Source organism: Algibacter mikhailovii (assembly GCF_014651495.1).
GTDB classification, from domain to species: domain Bacteria; phylum Bacteroidota; class Bacteroidia; order Flavobacteriales; family Flavobacteriaceae; genus Algibacter_E; species Algibacter_E mikhailovii.
Map to the genome: position 1 here is coordinate 24533 of NZ_BMWZ01000001.1, position 14988 is coordinate 39520.

At 33.4% G+C, this 14988-nt stretch carries 17 protein-coding genes; 11 read left to right on the forward strand and 6 right to left on the reverse strand.

The features are described from left to right. Window positions 1-115: 115 nt before the first annotated feature. The 5 genes from dapF (at window position 116) to IE051_RS00165 (ending at window position 4154) form a co-directional block, all read left to right on the forward strand. The gene (dapF, locus tag IE051_RS00145; RefSeq protein WP_189358243.1) at window positions 116-889 is read left to right on the forward strand and encodes a diaminopimelate epimerase; all 774 of its coding nucleotides are present in this window, start codon (window positions 116-118) and stop codon (window positions 887-889) included. After that, window positions 886-1410, forward strand: a complete 525-nt coding sequence (locus IE051_RS00150; RefSeq protein ID WP_189359350.1) for a GNAT family N-acetyltransferase — start codon at window positions 886-888, stop codon at window positions 1408-1410. Before dapF ends, IE051_RS00150 begins: the two co-directional genes overlap by 4 nt. Next, window positions 1411-2454, forward strand: coding sequence for an endolytic transglycosylase MltG (gene mltG, locus IE051_RS00155; RefSeq protein ID WP_189358245.1), 1044 nt, complete (start codon window positions 1411-1413; stop codon window positions 2452-2454). Then, entirely contained in the window at window positions 2454-3365 is a 912-nt protein-coding gene (locus tag IE051_RS00160) for a DUF2279 domain-containing protein (protein WP_189358247.1), read from the forward strand. The genes mltG and IE051_RS00160 overlap by 1 nt, the downstream gene beginning before the upstream one ends. 111 nt (window positions 3366-3476) lie before the next feature. Continuing rightward, entirely contained in the window at window positions 3477-4154 is a 678-nt protein-coding gene (locus IE051_RS00165) for a lysozyme family protein (protein WP_189358249.1), read from the forward strand. On the opposite strand, the gene IE051_RS00170 is transcribed toward IE051_RS00165, so the two are convergent. The 3 genes from IE051_RS00170 to dnaA are packed head-to-tail and all read right to left on the reverse strand — an operon-like array spanning window position 4151 to window position 6773. Next, window positions 4151-4873 carry an SAM-dependent methyltransferase gene (locus IE051_RS00170; RefSeq protein ID WP_189358251.1) on the reverse strand — a complete coding sequence of 241 codons (723 nt, stop codon included), beginning with the start codon at window positions 4871-4873 and terminating at the stop codon, window positions 4151-4153. The two genes, IE051_RS00165 and IE051_RS00170, sit on opposite strands and share 4 nt — an antisense overlap. A 1-nt stretch (window position 4874) precedes the next feature. Continuing rightward, complete coding sequence (locus IE051_RS00175; RefSeq protein ID WP_229796686.1) at window positions 4875-5333, reverse strand: low molecular weight protein-tyrosine-phosphatase; 459 nt, start codon at window positions 5331-5333, stop codon at window positions 4875-4877. A gap of 12 nt (window positions 5334-5345) precedes the next feature. Further along, the gene (gene dnaA, locus IE051_RS00180; protein ID WP_189358253.1) at window positions 5346-6773 is read right to left on the reverse strand and encodes a chromosomal replication initiator protein DnaA; all 1428 of its coding nucleotides are present in this window, start codon (window positions 6771-6773) and stop codon (window positions 5346-5348) included. Between the two features lie 194 nt (window positions 6774-6967). On the opposite strand from dnaA, the gene IE051_RS00185 reads away from it, so the two are divergent. Continuing rightward, complete coding sequence (locus IE051_RS00185; RefSeq protein WP_189358255.1) at window positions 6968-7369, forward strand: acyl-CoA thioesterase; 402 nt, start codon at window positions 6968-6970, stop codon at window positions 7367-7369. Here the strand turns inward: IE051_RS00185 and IE051_RS00190 are convergent. Genes IE051_RS00190 through ribD form a run of 3 tightly spaced genes read right to left on the reverse strand, consistent with a single transcriptional unit; the run spans window position 7366 to window position 9591 of the window. Further along, window positions 7366-7977, reverse strand: a complete 612-nt coding sequence (locus IE051_RS00190; protein WP_189358258.1) for an IMPACT family protein — start codon at window positions 7975-7977, stop codon at window positions 7366-7368. The genes IE051_RS00185 and IE051_RS00190 overlap by 4 nt on opposite strands. 5 nt (window positions 7978-7982) lie before the next feature. Then, the gene (locus IE051_RS00195) at window positions 7983-8594 is read right to left on the reverse strand and encodes an HAD family hydrolase (RefSeq protein WP_189358259.1); all 612 of its coding nucleotides are present in this window, start codon (window positions 8592-8594) and stop codon (window positions 7983-7985) included. Further along, entirely contained in the window at window positions 8587-9591 is a 1005-nt protein-coding gene (gene ribD, locus IE051_RS00200) for a bifunctional diaminohydroxyphosphoribosylaminopyrimidine deaminase/5-amino-6-(5-phosphoribosylamino)uracil reductase RibD (protein ID WP_189358262.1), read from the reverse strand. Before ribD ends, IE051_RS00195 begins: the two co-directional genes overlap by 8 nt. A 158-nt stretch (window positions 9592-9749) precedes the next feature. Here ribD and IE051_RS00205 point away from each other — a divergent pair, with 158 nt between their 5' ends. The 5 genes from IE051_RS00205 to IE051_RS00225 all read left to right on the forward strand — a co-directional run bounded on the left by IE051_RS00205 (window position 9750) and on the right by IE051_RS00225 (window position 14972). Further along, the gene (locus IE051_RS00205; protein WP_189358264.1) at window positions 9750-10241 is read left to right on the forward strand and encodes a GNAT family N-acetyltransferase; all 492 of its coding nucleotides are present in this window, start codon (window positions 9750-9752) and stop codon (window positions 10239-10241) included. Continuing rightward, entirely contained in the window at window positions 10238-11083 is an 846-nt protein-coding gene (prmC, locus tag IE051_RS00210) for a peptide chain release factor N(5)-glutamine methyltransferase (RefSeq protein ID WP_189358266.1), read from the forward strand. Before IE051_RS00205 ends, prmC begins: the two co-directional genes overlap by 4 nt. Beyond that, window positions 11083-13083: an NAD-dependent DNA ligase LigA gene (gene ligA / locus IE051_RS00215; RefSeq protein ID WP_189358268.1), complete on the forward strand. Its 2001-nt coding sequence runs from the start codon at window positions 11083-11085 to the stop codon at window positions 13081-13083. The genes prmC and ligA overlap by 1 nt, the downstream gene beginning before the upstream one ends. 77 nt (window positions 13084-13160) lie before the next feature. Continuing rightward, complete coding sequence (locus tag IE051_RS00220; RefSeq protein WP_189358270.1) at window positions 13161-13925, forward strand: hypothetical protein; 765 nt, start codon at window positions 13161-13163, stop codon at window positions 13923-13925. Window positions 13926-14219: 294 nt separating this feature from the next. Then, entirely contained in the window at window positions 14220-14972 is a 753-nt protein-coding gene (locus IE051_RS00225) for a hypothetical protein (protein ID WP_189358272.1), read from the forward strand. Window positions 14973-14988: the final 16 nt, after the last annotated feature.

Genomic DNA, 14988 nt, shown 5'->3' on the forward strand with positions numbered 1-14988 from the left:
TTTTTATTTTATTTATTAACATTAAAATTAAAGATTTATTGAATTTAAAAATCAACTTTAACGGCGATTTAACAATCAATAAAACGGTATAATATTTATATATTTGCTGCTAATTATGCGACAGACTTTTTATAAATATCAAGGAACCGGAAATGACTTTGTGATGATTGATAATCGTCAACATACATTCGACAAAAATAATACCAAACATGTTGCTTTTTTATGTGACAGACGTTTTGGCATAGGTGCTGACGGATTAATCCTATTGGAGAATCACCCAGATTATGATTTTAAAATGGTGTATTATAATGCTGATGGCAATGAGAGTTCTATGTGCGGAAATGGTGGACGCTGTTTGGTGGCTTTTGCCAAGCAATTGGGAGTTATTGAAGATAAAGCCGTTTTTGAGGCTATTGATGGTTTGCATCATGCTCATATAGAAGGTGATATTGTAAAACTTCAAATGGTAGATGTTCCTGTTGTTGAACAGCATAAAGAACATGTCTTTTTAAATACAGGATCACCGCATCATGTGCAGTTTGAATCTAATATTGAGAATTTTGATATCAAGTCAAAAGGTGCTGAAATACGGTATGGAGCGCCTTATAATGACGCAGGAAGTAATGTGAATTTTGTACAAAAGCTAACAGAAGATGCCTTTAGAGTAAGAACGTATGAGCGTGGTGTGGAGGATGAAACCTTATCCTGTGGAACAGGTGTAACTGCGGTAGCTATTGCTATGCATAGTATAGGAGAGACTAAAGCGAATCAGGTAACGTTACAAGTTGAAGGCGGGGTGTTAGAAGTGAGTTTTGAATCTCAAGACGGCGCTTATGATAATGTATGGCTTATAGGTCCTGCAAAAATAGTATTTGAAGGCACAATATAATGACTTTAAAAGGGGAACATATTTATTTACGCGCTCTTGAACCCGAAGACTTAGATTTTATTCATGAGGTTGAAAATGATGAAGCTATTTGGGAAATTAGTTGCACGCAAACCCCTTATTCCAAGTTTCTAATAAAACAATATTTAGAAAATGTGCATAAAGATATTTATGAGGCAAAACAATTAAGGTTAGTTATTTCAAGCCATGAACATCTCACGTTAGGGCTGATTGATTTATTTGATTTTGATTTTAAAAATAAGCGATCGGGCGTTGGTATTTTGGTAAAAGAACCTCAAGACCGGTTAAAAGGTTATGGCCGGGAAGCTTTAGAATTATTGATTGATTATTGTTTTACGCACTTAGATTTGCATCAATTGTATTGTAATATTTTGGAAAGTAATACAGCAAGTATTAAGCTCTTTTCAAATCAGGGTTTCCAACAAATTGGATTAAAAAAGGACTGGAATTATGTTAATGGTTCTTTTAAAAATGAATATTTATTTCAGCTTATAAATAATTAAATGTATATAAAAAAAATTCTTTTAGCTATCGTAATTATTGGCCTTGTTGTAGCGGCATTTTTTGCAAACTTTGTTTATAAAGCTATGCTGAAGCCAAATACGGCATTTAATAATGAATCGGCCTTTATTTTTATTCCTTCAAATGCAAGTTATGCCGAAGTAAGAAGCCAATTAGAACCTTTATTATTGGACATTGATTCCTTTGATGATTTGGCGCATAAAAAAGAATATAGCACGCACATTAAAGCGGGAAAGTACGAAGTTAAAAAGGGCATGACTAATAACGACATTATCAACACTATTAGAAGCAAAAACCTACCAGTTAAAGTATCTTTTAATAATCAGGAAAACTTAGAAAAGTTAGCCGGTAGAATTGCTGCTCAAATTGAGGCAGATAGTATTAGCCTATTGCAATCAATGACTGATAGTGCGTTTTTGTCTAAAAATAAGTTTCAAGAAGCAACCGCTTTAGGCATGTATATTCCGAATAGTTATGAATTTTTTTGGAACACCTCTGCTGAACAATTTAGAGCGCGAATGTTGAAGGAATATTATAGGTTTTGGAATTCGGATAGATTAAAAAAGGCTAAAGGACTAGGACTTTCTTCTAATGAGGTCATTACATTAGCCTCTATTGTGCATGAAGAGTCCAAACAAGCTTCAGAGCAACCGCGTATTGCTGGAGTCTATATTAATAGGATAAGAATTGGCATGCCACTGCAAGCAGATCCCACGCTTAAATTTGCCGCTTATCAATTACCTCAATATGAAAATACTGTGATTAAGCGTGTTCTTAATGTACATAAGGAGATTGATTCGCCTTATAATACTTATAAATATAGCGGTTTACCCCCAGGGCTTATCGCTATGCCCGATATCACGGCTATTGAGGCTGTATTAAATTATGAGAAACATAAATATCTATATTTTGCAGCAGATGCAAAACGCATAGGTTATCATAATTTTGCTAAAACATTGGCCCAGCATAATGTAAACGCCAGAAATTATCAGCGTTATTTGTCGGCACAAGGCATAAATAAATAGTGAATTGGAAAGTATTAAGACATATCGTATTTTTTGTTTTATTACCAAGCATTACTATTTCGCAATCTAAAATTAATCAATTTCTTACCCCCAGTGATACGTTAAACATTCCTAGGCGGAATGGGGTCATTGTATCAGAAGCATCTTTGGCAACTATTGCTCTAATTGGCTTGAATGAACTTTGGTACGCCGATTATGAGCGTTCCAGTTTTCATACTATTAATGATAATGATGCCTGGATGCAGATGGATAAATTGGGACATGCCTTTACCTCGTATCAATTAGGAAAGCATGGGGCGCAATTACTTAATTGGAGTGGTGTTAGTAAAAAGAATCAATTAATTTATGGTGCAACGCTAGGATTTACCTTTTTAACGGCTGTTGAAATTCTTGATGGTTATTCAGCGGAGTGGGGTTTTTCTTGGGGAGATGTGATGGCTAATGCATTAGGATCTGGAATGTATATTGGTCAAGAATTACTCTGGAATGAGCAAAGAATTGCGTTTAAGTACTCTTTTCATCAGACTAAGTACGCAGAATTGCAACCTGAAAAGCTCGGATCAACCGTTCTAGAGCAAATGCTTAAAGACTATAATGGGCAAACTTATTGGTTAAGCTTTAATTTAAAAGCCTTTTTTAAAACAAGTAGGATACCTGAATGGCTAAATATTGGTATCGGTTATGGTGCTGAAGGCATGCTTTCTGATACTGAAAACATTGTAAATCAATATGTTACATCGAAAGAAGCTTATCGGAAGTACTATCTAAGTTTGGATATTAATTTAAACGGTATTAAGACTAATTCAAGGGTTTTAAGTACCGTTTTCGATGTTTTTAATATGATAAAAGTACCTCTTCCTACCTTAGAATTTAGTGAAAAAGGCACTGTATTTCATCTATTCTACTTCTAAAAAAAGCACATAAACGAGTAATTTTGACTTTATAGAAAAAAATCATAATTTTGCACGCTGAAATTTTAAGGTGTATTTAATTATAAAATACATTGAATAAATTTAGAAATTATGATAAGAAATATTGGAAGTATCATTACGCTTACAATGGCAATTTCAGTTTTATTGTATTTGTCATTACAGTCAAATGAAACTATTGATTTAAATAGTTCCGATTTTTGTAAGTATTCAACCAGCGGTTTAGACTTATATTATACTGTAAGTAAAGACGCTGATTTTAAGGATAAATTGGCAGATCCAAATCCTATGGATGATCAAGAATTCTCACCTTTTTTAGGAAAGTCATTTGTCGGTTTTAAGGAAGCCGTCGCTTTTAAGGAGTCAGGAGGTAATTATTTTTCGGTTAATACCTATGGTTATTTAGGAAAATATCAGTTTGGTGCAGGTACCTTAAGACTTATAGGTATTCATAACCCCGAAGAATTTCTAGCAAGTCCAGGGTTGCAGGAAAAAGCTTTTGTTGCAAATGCGGCGCGTAACAAGTGGATATTGAGACGAGATATTAAAAACTTCGTGGGTAAACGTATCAATGGTATTATCATTACAGAATCAGGTATTCTGGCAGCTGCTCATTTAGCAGGCCCGGGTAGTGTAAAGAAATACTTAAGAAGTTATGGCTTAGATAACTTTGCCGATGGTTACGGTACTACAGTGTATCATTATATGAAACGCTTCTCGGGTTATGACATGTCATTTGTAAAGGCCAATAAAAAGGCTAAGGCGATTTAAATAGTTTTAAATTTGTGTATAATAAATATGGTAGGTCTTTTATGAAGGTCTACCTTATTTTTTTTCCACGTTTCGGCCGTTTTAGTCTTTATAAACTCCGTACTTAAGGTGATATCACAGGCTACACAAACATGGGTGTTTCTGTCTAAAGTCCCTGACAAATCCTCAAGCATTTTGTTATTCCTATATGGTGTTTCAATAAAAATTTGTGATTGATTAAGTTCAAAAGATAAGCGTTCCAAACGTTTTAAATGGTTTTTTCGTTCGCCTTTATCAATGGGTAGATAGCCATTAAATGCAAAACTTTGACCATTCATACCCGAACTCATTATGGCCATTAGAATAGAAGAAGGACCTACTAGCGGTATGACTTTAATATTTTTACTATGAGCTATGCGCACAACATCAGCTCCAGGATCGGCAACGCCGGGACATCCGGCTTCAGAAAGTATACCGACATTGATTCCATTTAAACAGGGTGCAAGAAAGGTTGGTACATCGGTATCTTTAGTAAATTTATTTAGTAGAAAGAGATTAAGCGATGGTTGCGATTTTTCAGGACAAATCTTTTTAATAAAGCGTCGTGCTGTTTTTTCATTTTCAACAATAAAGAAGTCTGTTTCCTCAATGACGCGTTTTACAGAGATTGGAAGTACTTCCAAAGGCGCGTTGTCACCCAAAGTTGTAGGTATTAAGTACAGGTTGCCTTTTGCGTCCATTTTATTTAGAAGTTAAATTATTTGCAATAGATTCACAGGCTAGGTCAAGCATTTTGTAAACATCATCAAACCCAGAAATACCGCCGTAATAAGGATCGGGAACATCATGTTGGGCATCCGGATAAATTTCATTTAAAATCAGTCTTACTTTAGAATGATCGTTAGGGGTTCTTGCTAGTTCTAGTATGTTATTATAGTTAGATAGATCCATAGCGTAAATTGTATCAAATCGATCAAAGTCAGAAACTTCAAATTGCCTACCTTTTAATTGAGATATATTTATGCCGTGTTTATTTGCAACAGCAATGGATCGCTTATCTGGAGCACTGCCAATATGGTAACTTGCGGTTCCGGCAGAATCAACTTTAAATAATGTATTAGGTAACTTGGATCTAAGAATACCTTCAGCTAGGGGTGAACGACAAATGTTCCCCAAGCAAACCATCAATATCTTAGTCATGATGTGTTTTTTTTAAACAGAAAGTTTTTTAGTAATATCCTCAACATACTTTCTGAATTGTTTATCTGTAGAAGATAAATTGTCAACAGTTTTACAAGCATGAAGTACTGTAGCATGATCTCGCTTACCAATTTGCGAACCAATACTTGCTAAAGACGCTTTTGTGAGCTTTTTAGCAAAGAACATGGCCAATTGTCTCGCTTGAACAATGTGACGTTTTCTCGTTTTTGATTGAAGTGTATCAATATCCATCTGAAAATAATCAGAAACTACTTTTTGAATATAATCGATGGAAACCTCTCGTTTTGTGTTTTTGACAAATTTTTCAACGATGGTACGTGCTAAGTCAATTGTGATTTCTTTTTTATTAAAAGAAGATTGGGCAATTAGTGAAATGATTGCACCTTCTAATTCTCTCACATTTGATTTTATATTCTTAGCAACATACTCAATGATATCTTCTGGCATTTCAACACCATCACGATATAATTTGTTTCTAAGTATAGAAACTCTAGTTTCAAAATCTGGGTTTTGTAATTCGGCTGATAACCCCCACTTAAAACGCGATAGTAAGCGTTGCTCGATGTCTTGCATATCTACAGGAGCCTTATCACTTGTTAAGACAACCTGTTTGCCATTTTGATGTAAATGATTGAATATGTGGAAGAATACATCCTGTGTTCCAGTTTTTCCAGAAAGGAATTGTACGTCATCAATTATGAGAACATCTATAATTTGATAAAAATGAATGAAATCATTTCTATTGTTCTTCTTAACCGCGTCTATATATTGTTGCGTAAATTTTTCAGCTGAAATATATAAAACCGTTTTTTCTGGATACTTATCTTTTATATCAACACCAATGGCATGCGCTAAATGTGTTTTTCCTAAGCCTACACCACCAAAAATTAATAACGGATTAAATGAGGTTCCGCCAGGTTTGGCTGCTACAGCTAATCCAGCACTACGTGCTAATCTATTGGAATCACCTTCTAAGAAGTTCTCAAAGCTATAATTTGGATTTAACTGCGATTCAATTTTTACATTTCTTATACCAGGTATAACAAATGGATTGCGTAATTGCGGGCTTTTGTTATTTAAGGGAATATCAACGTCTTGCGACTTCAATCCTAATCGGTTTGAACTAGGTATTTTCTCAGTGAAAGGTTGCTTATTGCCATAAGTGTTTTCCATTTTAATAATGTAAACAAGCTTAGCTGTTTCTCCCAATTCTTTGGTAAGAGACACTTTAAGAATTTTTACATAATGCTCTTCAAGCCATTCGTAAAAGAATTTGCTAGGTACTTGAATACTTAAGGCGTTATCCGTAAGTTTAACTGCAATTATCGGTTCAAACCAAGTTTTGTATGCTTGCGGTTGGATGTTATCCTTTATAAATTCCAGACAATTGTTCCATACCGATTGGGCAGTTATACTCATTTTTTAATTCTATTGGATTATTTGGTTAGTTTAGAATAACTGCATAATAAATTGATTATGCAACTCCCTTTTTTAGCACGACAAATATGTGAACAAAAATCTTAAAAAAAAAATGAAATACTATTGATTTTTCAGAAATATTTCCTCATGTTTAAGTCGTATTCGAAACTACAAAAAAATATCCAATAAAGCTTATGAAATTCGATGAAATACAAATAAGAGTGAGATATGGTGAAACAGATCAAATGGGAGTGGTCTATCATGGGAATTACGCATTATATCTAGAAATGGGGCGAATTGAGTGGCTTAGAAAAATTGGGGTGTCTTATAAAAAAATGGAAGAGAATGGGGTGATGCTTCCAGTTGTCTCCATGCATTTAAACTATAAAAAATCAGCGGGTTATGATGATGTAATTAACGTAAAAACTCAACTAAAAAAAGCGCCAACGGTAAAGATTGAATTTGAGTACGAAATAACTAATGAAAATGGTGAAATTTTAACAACTGCCGAAACAACTTTGGTGTTTATAGATATGAAAACTAATAAGCCAACGAGACCGCCGCAGTATATTTTGGATGCTCTTCATGCTAGTTAATTTATTTTCGTGATATTAATTTCATATAATTGATCGAAAAGATGAAATATGTCCATAGCATCCTTTTTTCTAATGGATATTGTTATTTGGCAATCTAATTCTAATTTTTGATTAATAATGGTTAGTCGCTTTTCTTTAATGATTCTCATGACTTTATTCATATTCTTATAATCGAAAGAAATTAGAAAATCATTATTTATGGTTTTTTCAATAATATCAGAATCATTTAGAGCCAATTGCGCAGTCGTTTTATAGGCGTTAATCAAGCCGCCCACACCTAGTTTCACACCGCCAAAATAACGAACTACTACAATTAATACATTGGTAACTTCAAAGGATTGAATTTGACCATAAATGGGCATGCCTGCAGAGTTGCTAGGTTCTCCATCATCATTGGCTCTGTAGGTAATGGTTTCTGTTCCTAGTTGATAGGCATAGCACCAATGCCTGGCAGAATGGTGCTCCTTTTTTAGTTTTTCTAAACTCGCCTTTACATTTTCTTCTGTTTTAACAGGGAAGATATAACCATAGAACTTACTGTTTTTATCCTTGAAAAGTACTGGTTCAGGGGAAGTGTCAATGGTTTTATATGTGTCTTTTTGACTCACAAGCTTTAAAACAAATTCTTTTTAGTATCGAATAGAGTTGTAACGTCTTCAGTATATGGCTTAATATGCCAGGTGTTTAGTTTTAAAGAATTAGCACTAGCTATATTGGAAGCATTGTCATCAATAAATAAACATTCTTCGGCAATCAACTTTTGCTCGTTTAGAACAAACTTAAAAATGTCATGATTCGGTTTGACTAAATTAACTTCATAGGACAGGTAAAAGGCATCAAAGCAGTTTTTGAAATCCTCATAAAAGGAAATGTGTTCTTTAATCCAATTAATATGAATTTCATTGGTATTGCTTAAAAGTATAAGCTTATAATCTGAATTAGATTTGAGTTCTTTTAAAAAATTAAGTCGGTGCTCAGGAAAGTCTTTTAGAATTGAATTCCATACATTTACTAATTCCTCATTGGATAAATTGGGGAAATTATCCGTATAAAAATTAAGAAATTCATCGGTTGAAATAAGGCCTTGCTCGTAAAAGCTATTGTATCCAATCATTTCTTCTGAAAGCTTGTCAACCTGAAAAGTGTTAAACGCTTTTTTTTGAGCCCCTTCAATATCTAGATTAATAAATACATTGCCAAAGTCAAAAATTAATGTTTTAATCATTTAAATAAGTCTTTAATGAATCGTTTAAAATGGACACTTCTGAAACAAGGTGTCCGGATAATTTTGGTGCTATCACACCTGAATTAAATGCAGTATTTCCTATAAATACTCGGGCTTCATCCCAGAGGTTTTCATCGATGAAGGACTGCAGTGTTTTTGTACCACCTTCAACAATTAATGAATTAATATTTTTATCATAAAGTAGGTTGCAAATTTGTTCTACAATATTTTGAGAAAAATCAATATCGCTTTTAGTAATTGAGATTGTACTTGATGCTTTATTAAATATGTTGAAATTCTGAGGTAATTTACCTTCTTTATCCAAAACAACCCGAATAGGTTGGTTTCCGCTCCAATCTCGAGCAGTTAAACTGGGATTATCTGCTATAGCGGTATTGGTACCAATTAAAATGGATTGTTCTTCGGTTCGCCATTTATGAACAAGTTGTCTTGAAAACACATTAGTAATCCAGACAGGTTTTTGCTCATTTCTTATTCCAGGCGCTATGTAGCCATCATTTGTTTCTGCCCATTTTAAAATAATGTAAGGGCGTTTTTTATTGTGGAATGTAAAAAAACGTTTATGATGAATTTTGCAGAGTTTTTCTAGAACGCCAACAATAACTTGACAACCAGCATTCTCAAGTTTCTTTATGCCTTTGCCCGCAACTTTTTTATTGTCATCTAAACATCCAATAACTACTCTTGGAATGTTATGCTTAATTATCAAGTCACTACATGGTGGTGTTTTTCCATAATGTGCACAGGGTTCAAGAGTAACATAAAGCGTAGACTCCTTAAGTAAATTTGTTTTCGCAACTGAATTTATTGCATTTACTTCAGCATGATTTCCACCATATTTACTAGTAAAACCTTCACCAATAATTTGGTTGTTGTGAACTATAACACAACCAACTGACGGATTTGGCCTTGTAGTTCCTAAGCCCTTTTTTGCTATGTCAAGACAGCGTTTTATGTAAATTTGGTGAGCAGTCAATAATTATATGTTTTATTTGATAAAGACCCGTGTTAATGATTGTACACTTTTGAAATTTATATCTTATGAACGTTTTTGTTGATAAGATTATGAATTTTTTAATTACGTTTTTTTTCTAATTAATGTATCTTCACTTAATAATACGTGAGTCTTTTAAAGTGAGTAAAGATACTATAGTTATACGAGAAATTGAACCCCAAGATAATGGGCAATTGGAGCAAGTTATAAAAGCTTGTTTTCATGAGTTTAAAATTCCTTTGGAGGGCACAGCGTATACGGATAGAGAAACGCCTCGAATGTTTGAGTCTTATCAGGATAATAGGGAACGTTATTTTGTGCTTGATTGCAATGGCGATGTATTAGGAGGCGGAGGTATTAAACCATTAACGGATTTTGAGGATAGCGTTTGTGAAATTCAGAAAATGTATTTTTCGCCTAGTGCAAGAGGAAAGGGATATGGAAGAGCATTATTTGAAAAATGTTTACAAACCGCTAAAGAATATGGGTATGAAAGTGCCTATATAGAATCTGCTTCTCAATTAAAAGCAGCTATTCATATTTATGAAAGCTATGGTTTTTCTCATCTTAAGGAAGCCATGGGAAATACAGGTCATTACTCCTGTGGAGTATGGATGATTAAGACGTTATGATATTAAAAAGTATTCAGAATATATTTCACGAGGAGTTAAAATCAATTTCTACCATTGAAGAAATTGATAGTGTGTTTTATATGCTTATTGATCACTTTTATAAAGTTACCCGAATACAATTGGCTTTGAATCCGGAGATTCTCGTTGAAAACGACGAGCCTATTTTACGAGCGCTTAGTATGTTAAAGCAACAAATGCCGGTACAATATATAATTGGTGAATCTGAGTTTTATGGCTTAAACTTTAAGGTAAATGAATATGTGTTAATTCCAAGACCAGAAACTGAAGAGTTAGTAGCTTGGCTTTTAAATCATGTGAATCCGGAAAGAAAAATTAAGATTTTAGATATAGGTACGGGTAGTGGTAGTATTGCTATTTCATTGTCAAAGCATTTGCCTCAAGCAGAAATTTATGCCATGGATGTTAGTACTGATGCATTGCATATCGCTAGGCAGAATGCAGACTCGAATGCCGTTAACGTTGAATTTATTGAAGCAGATATTTTGCAAACCACAAATTTAAAGAACTTTAAATTTGATGTAATTGTTTCTAATCCGCCCTATGTTAGGGAGCAAGAAAAAGCTTTCATGAAACCTAATGTTCTAGATAACGAACCTCATTTAGCTTTGTTTGTTAAAGACAATAATGCTTTGCAATTTTATAAAGCCATTATACATTTTTCTAAAGCGAGTTTAAATAAAGGCGGGCTTCTCTTTTTTGAAATCAATGAATATTTAGGAAAGGAAATGATCAGCTTACTACAAGAAAATAACTATACAGAATTGGAACTTAAACAAGATATCTACAGAAAAGATAGAATGATTAAAGGAGTAAAAAGTTAATGAAAGAAATAGAACAGCAAATAAAAAGTCTACGAGATGAACTCAGACAACATAATCACAATTATTATGTCCTAGATGAACCTTCAATTTCCGATTATGATTTTGATTTAAAATTAAAGGAGTTACAAGAACTGGAAGCAAAACATCCAGAATGGTATGATGCTAATTCACCAACCCAACGTGTTGGTGGTGAGGTGACAAAAAACTTTGAAACTACCGTGCATGAACATCGTATGTATTCTTTGGATAACTCCTACTCAAGAATCGATTTACAAGATTGGGAAACGCGTATCAAAAAGTTGGTTGATGGAGATGTTCATTATACTTGTGAATTGAAATATGACGGTGCTTCAATTAGTTTAACCTACGAAAAAGGCATGCTTGTCAGGGCAGTAACACGTGGTGATGGTTTTCAGGGTGATAATGTAACGGCTAATGTAAAAACTATTAAATCAGTGCCACTGCAATTAAAAGGCGATTATCCTGAAAAGTTTGATATCAGAGGTGAAATTGTATTGCCATTTGAAGGATTTAATAGCATGAATGAGGAGCGTATTGCCTTAGGGGAAGAGCCTTATAGGAACCCAAGAAACACGGCTTCTGGAAGCTTGAAGTTGCAAGATAGCGCTGAAGTAGCTAAACGCCCATTAGAATGTTTACTTTATAATTTAACAGGAACCAATATTGGGATTAACACCCAATATGAAAGTTTAGAAAAGGCAAGACAATGGGGTTTTAAAGTGCCAGATGTCTCAAAATTAGTGTTTTCAATTGATGAAGTTTTGGAATTTGTAGACCATTGGGATATTCATAGACATGATTTACCATATGAAACAGATGGTGTAGTCATAAAAGTAAATAATTTACAGCAGCAAGAGGAGTTGGGGTACACGGCTAAAGCGCCACGTTGGGCAATGGCTTATAAATTCAAAGCTGAGCAGGTTTCTACCAAATTAAATAGTATTACTTATCAGGTCGGCAGAACGGGAGCTATAACGCCGGTAGCAAATCTTGAACCTGTAGAATTAGCAGGTACAACGGTAAAGCGTGCATCACTTCATAATGCCGATCAAATTGAGAAATTAGATATCAGAGTAGACGATATAGTTTATGTAGAAAAGGGAGGAGAGATTATCCCGAAGATTCTGGGAGTTGATTTAACGCAAAGACCTCTGAATTCTGTACCTACGAAATACATTGAGACGTGTCCAGAATGTCATACAGAACTGATACGAAAAGAAGGAGAGGCGCAACACTATTGTCCAAACTATTTTGGGTGTAACCCTCAAATAATTGGTAGAATACAACATTTTATATCAAGAAAAGCCATGGATATAGATGGTTTGGGGGGGGAAACGGTTGCACTATTAGTTAATGAAGGGTTGATTTTAAATTACTCCGATTTGTATACGTTAACAAAGGAGCAGGTCATGCCTTTAGAGCGCATGGCGGATAAAAGTGCAGAGAATTTAGTAAAAGGTATTGAGCAGTCAAAGAAGATTCCTTTTGAGCGTGTTTTATTTGCCTTAGGTATTCGCTATGTTGGAGAAACAGTGGCAAAAAAACTGGCTAAGCATTACAAAAGTATTGATGCCGTGGCGCAAGCTTCTTTAGAAGATTTGGTAAATGTTGATGAAATTGGAATAAAAATTGCGGAAAGTGTTGTTGACTTTTTTAATTCAGAGCGAAATGTATTAATAATTGGTAGGCTTAAAGATTTTGGTTTACAATTAGAATTATCAGCTGATGTCCTTTTAGGGCAAACAGAATTATTAAAAGGTGATACTATTGTGGTTACTGGAGTGTTCGAAACAGTTTCTAGGAATGAACTTAAAAAGCTAATTGAAAAAAATGGAGGTAAGGTTAGCAGTTCGATTTCATCAAAAACGAGTTATATAGTTGCAGGGGCTAATATGGGTCCTAGTAAAAAGGAAAAGGCAGATAAATTGAATATTTCAATAATTAATGAAAATGAATTCTTACAAAGAATAAGCGTTTAATCGATAAATTTCATGTTTTTAACGATTTTTTAATGAATTATTACTACATTCGTTCCTGCTAACCAGAATTGCGTAATATGACCAATCCAAAAGTTTGGGCAAGTTTTGTTTTAATCGTGTATGTTTTATTTATTATTTTTCAAATAAGTAATGAATTCAATATTGCGTTTTTTCTTGATTCAATACTTGTTCCAATAATCACCATGGCATATATCATTCTTGCAAAAAGAAAGAATATATATTTCTTGCTGTTTTTAATATGCTATTCTGTGTCTGATATACTAGGTGTTACTATGCACTATATTTTATTTTATAATGTCCCTTTCGAAGAAAGTTTGATATTTTATGAATATGATTATTATATCGGCAGTTTTTTATACATTCTTGGGTATACATTTTTATTAGTTAAAATAAGTAAGACTATTAACCTAAAGCATGTGCTTAAGAATTTCAAAATTCATTTGATTGTACTTACATTTTTAAACATTTATTTAATATACGTGCTTCAGTTTTTTGTGAAGTCAGAATTAGAGTTTGACTATGAGTATTTTACGGAATTCGTATATAATGTTATTATTTTCGTACTCTTATCAGCGGCATTACTGGCGTACTTTTATAGAGATAGTAAGAAATCATTGTTTCTTTTTCTAGGCGCTCTGCTCATAGTTTTTTCTGAGGTAATGGATATCGCTTATAATTACATTGATCAAAGAGTTTTAATAAATGTGTTGGCATCTACATTTTGTTTGTTGGCATTTTATTTCTTCTATAAGCAATCATCACTGCGCGACAATGGGGAAGTGAATAAGTCCGATTTGTATGCCTTTAGTGACGAGAAATGATTTCTTTTAAGTATAGCTTCTTATTATATTTATTCAGTGCACTATAATTAATATATGGCCCTTTTGTTTTCTTCAGCATTCTTTGTGCCGTTTTAAAAGATAATATTTTCTTTCAGTCAAAATAAACATCTAATTTTTGAATTATAGTAATTAGCTCAGGCTGTTTGTTTTGTTGTTAGGAATGAATATTAGACCAAATACATGTTTATGATGCATTTTGTCGATTAAATGTGTTGTTTTGACGGCATTATCATAATTATACTTAAGTTTGAAATACCTACTTATGATATTGCCATGAAAAACTGGAATTTATTTACTTTTAATAAAGTCTTTTTTGCTGCCTATTTCCTTTTGGCAGTCATTAATAGTCTTGCTGTTTTTATAGAAGATGATGTATTTATTCAGTCTTTGCGACCATTGAGTATACCGGTTTTATTGATTTTCTTTTATTTGAGAAAAAATGAGATAAACACATCAATGGTTTTCTTTTTGTTTTTTGCTTTTTTGAGCGAAAGTGCTGTTAGTATATTTTCTGATTTTAATAGTGTTTGTACAGAAAGTATGTTTTTGTGCATAGCCTTTATTCAATTGATTGTCTTGATGTTGCCAAGGTTTAAATTCACGCAATTCGACGGTTTAATAAAGGTTTATTTACTAATGATGTTTGGCGTCGCTTTATTCTTTTTTAAGGTGCTCTATGATCTTGTTGGCATGCCGTTTTTAGAACAAGCTGAAGCGATGTTTTTTAGTGCTAAAAGCATGGTAGTCGTGATTTTGGTTTTCATATCATATGGTGTTTATTTACATGTTCAAAGTAAGCAGTCTATTTTATTTCTTATTGCAACGGTATGTTTTGGGTTTTCTAACGCCCTTGATTATTTGAATTTATCCTTTGTGAACAATTTAGGGTTCTTGGTCATTAATAGGGTGATTTATTTATTAGGATTGTATTTTGTTTTTAAGTTTATTATTGAGGAAAATAATTGTAAAGTAAGCCAAGAACCAGAAATGCAAGAAAGCTTTTCCGGAGATAATATTTTGGTTTAAATAAAATATCAAAGCT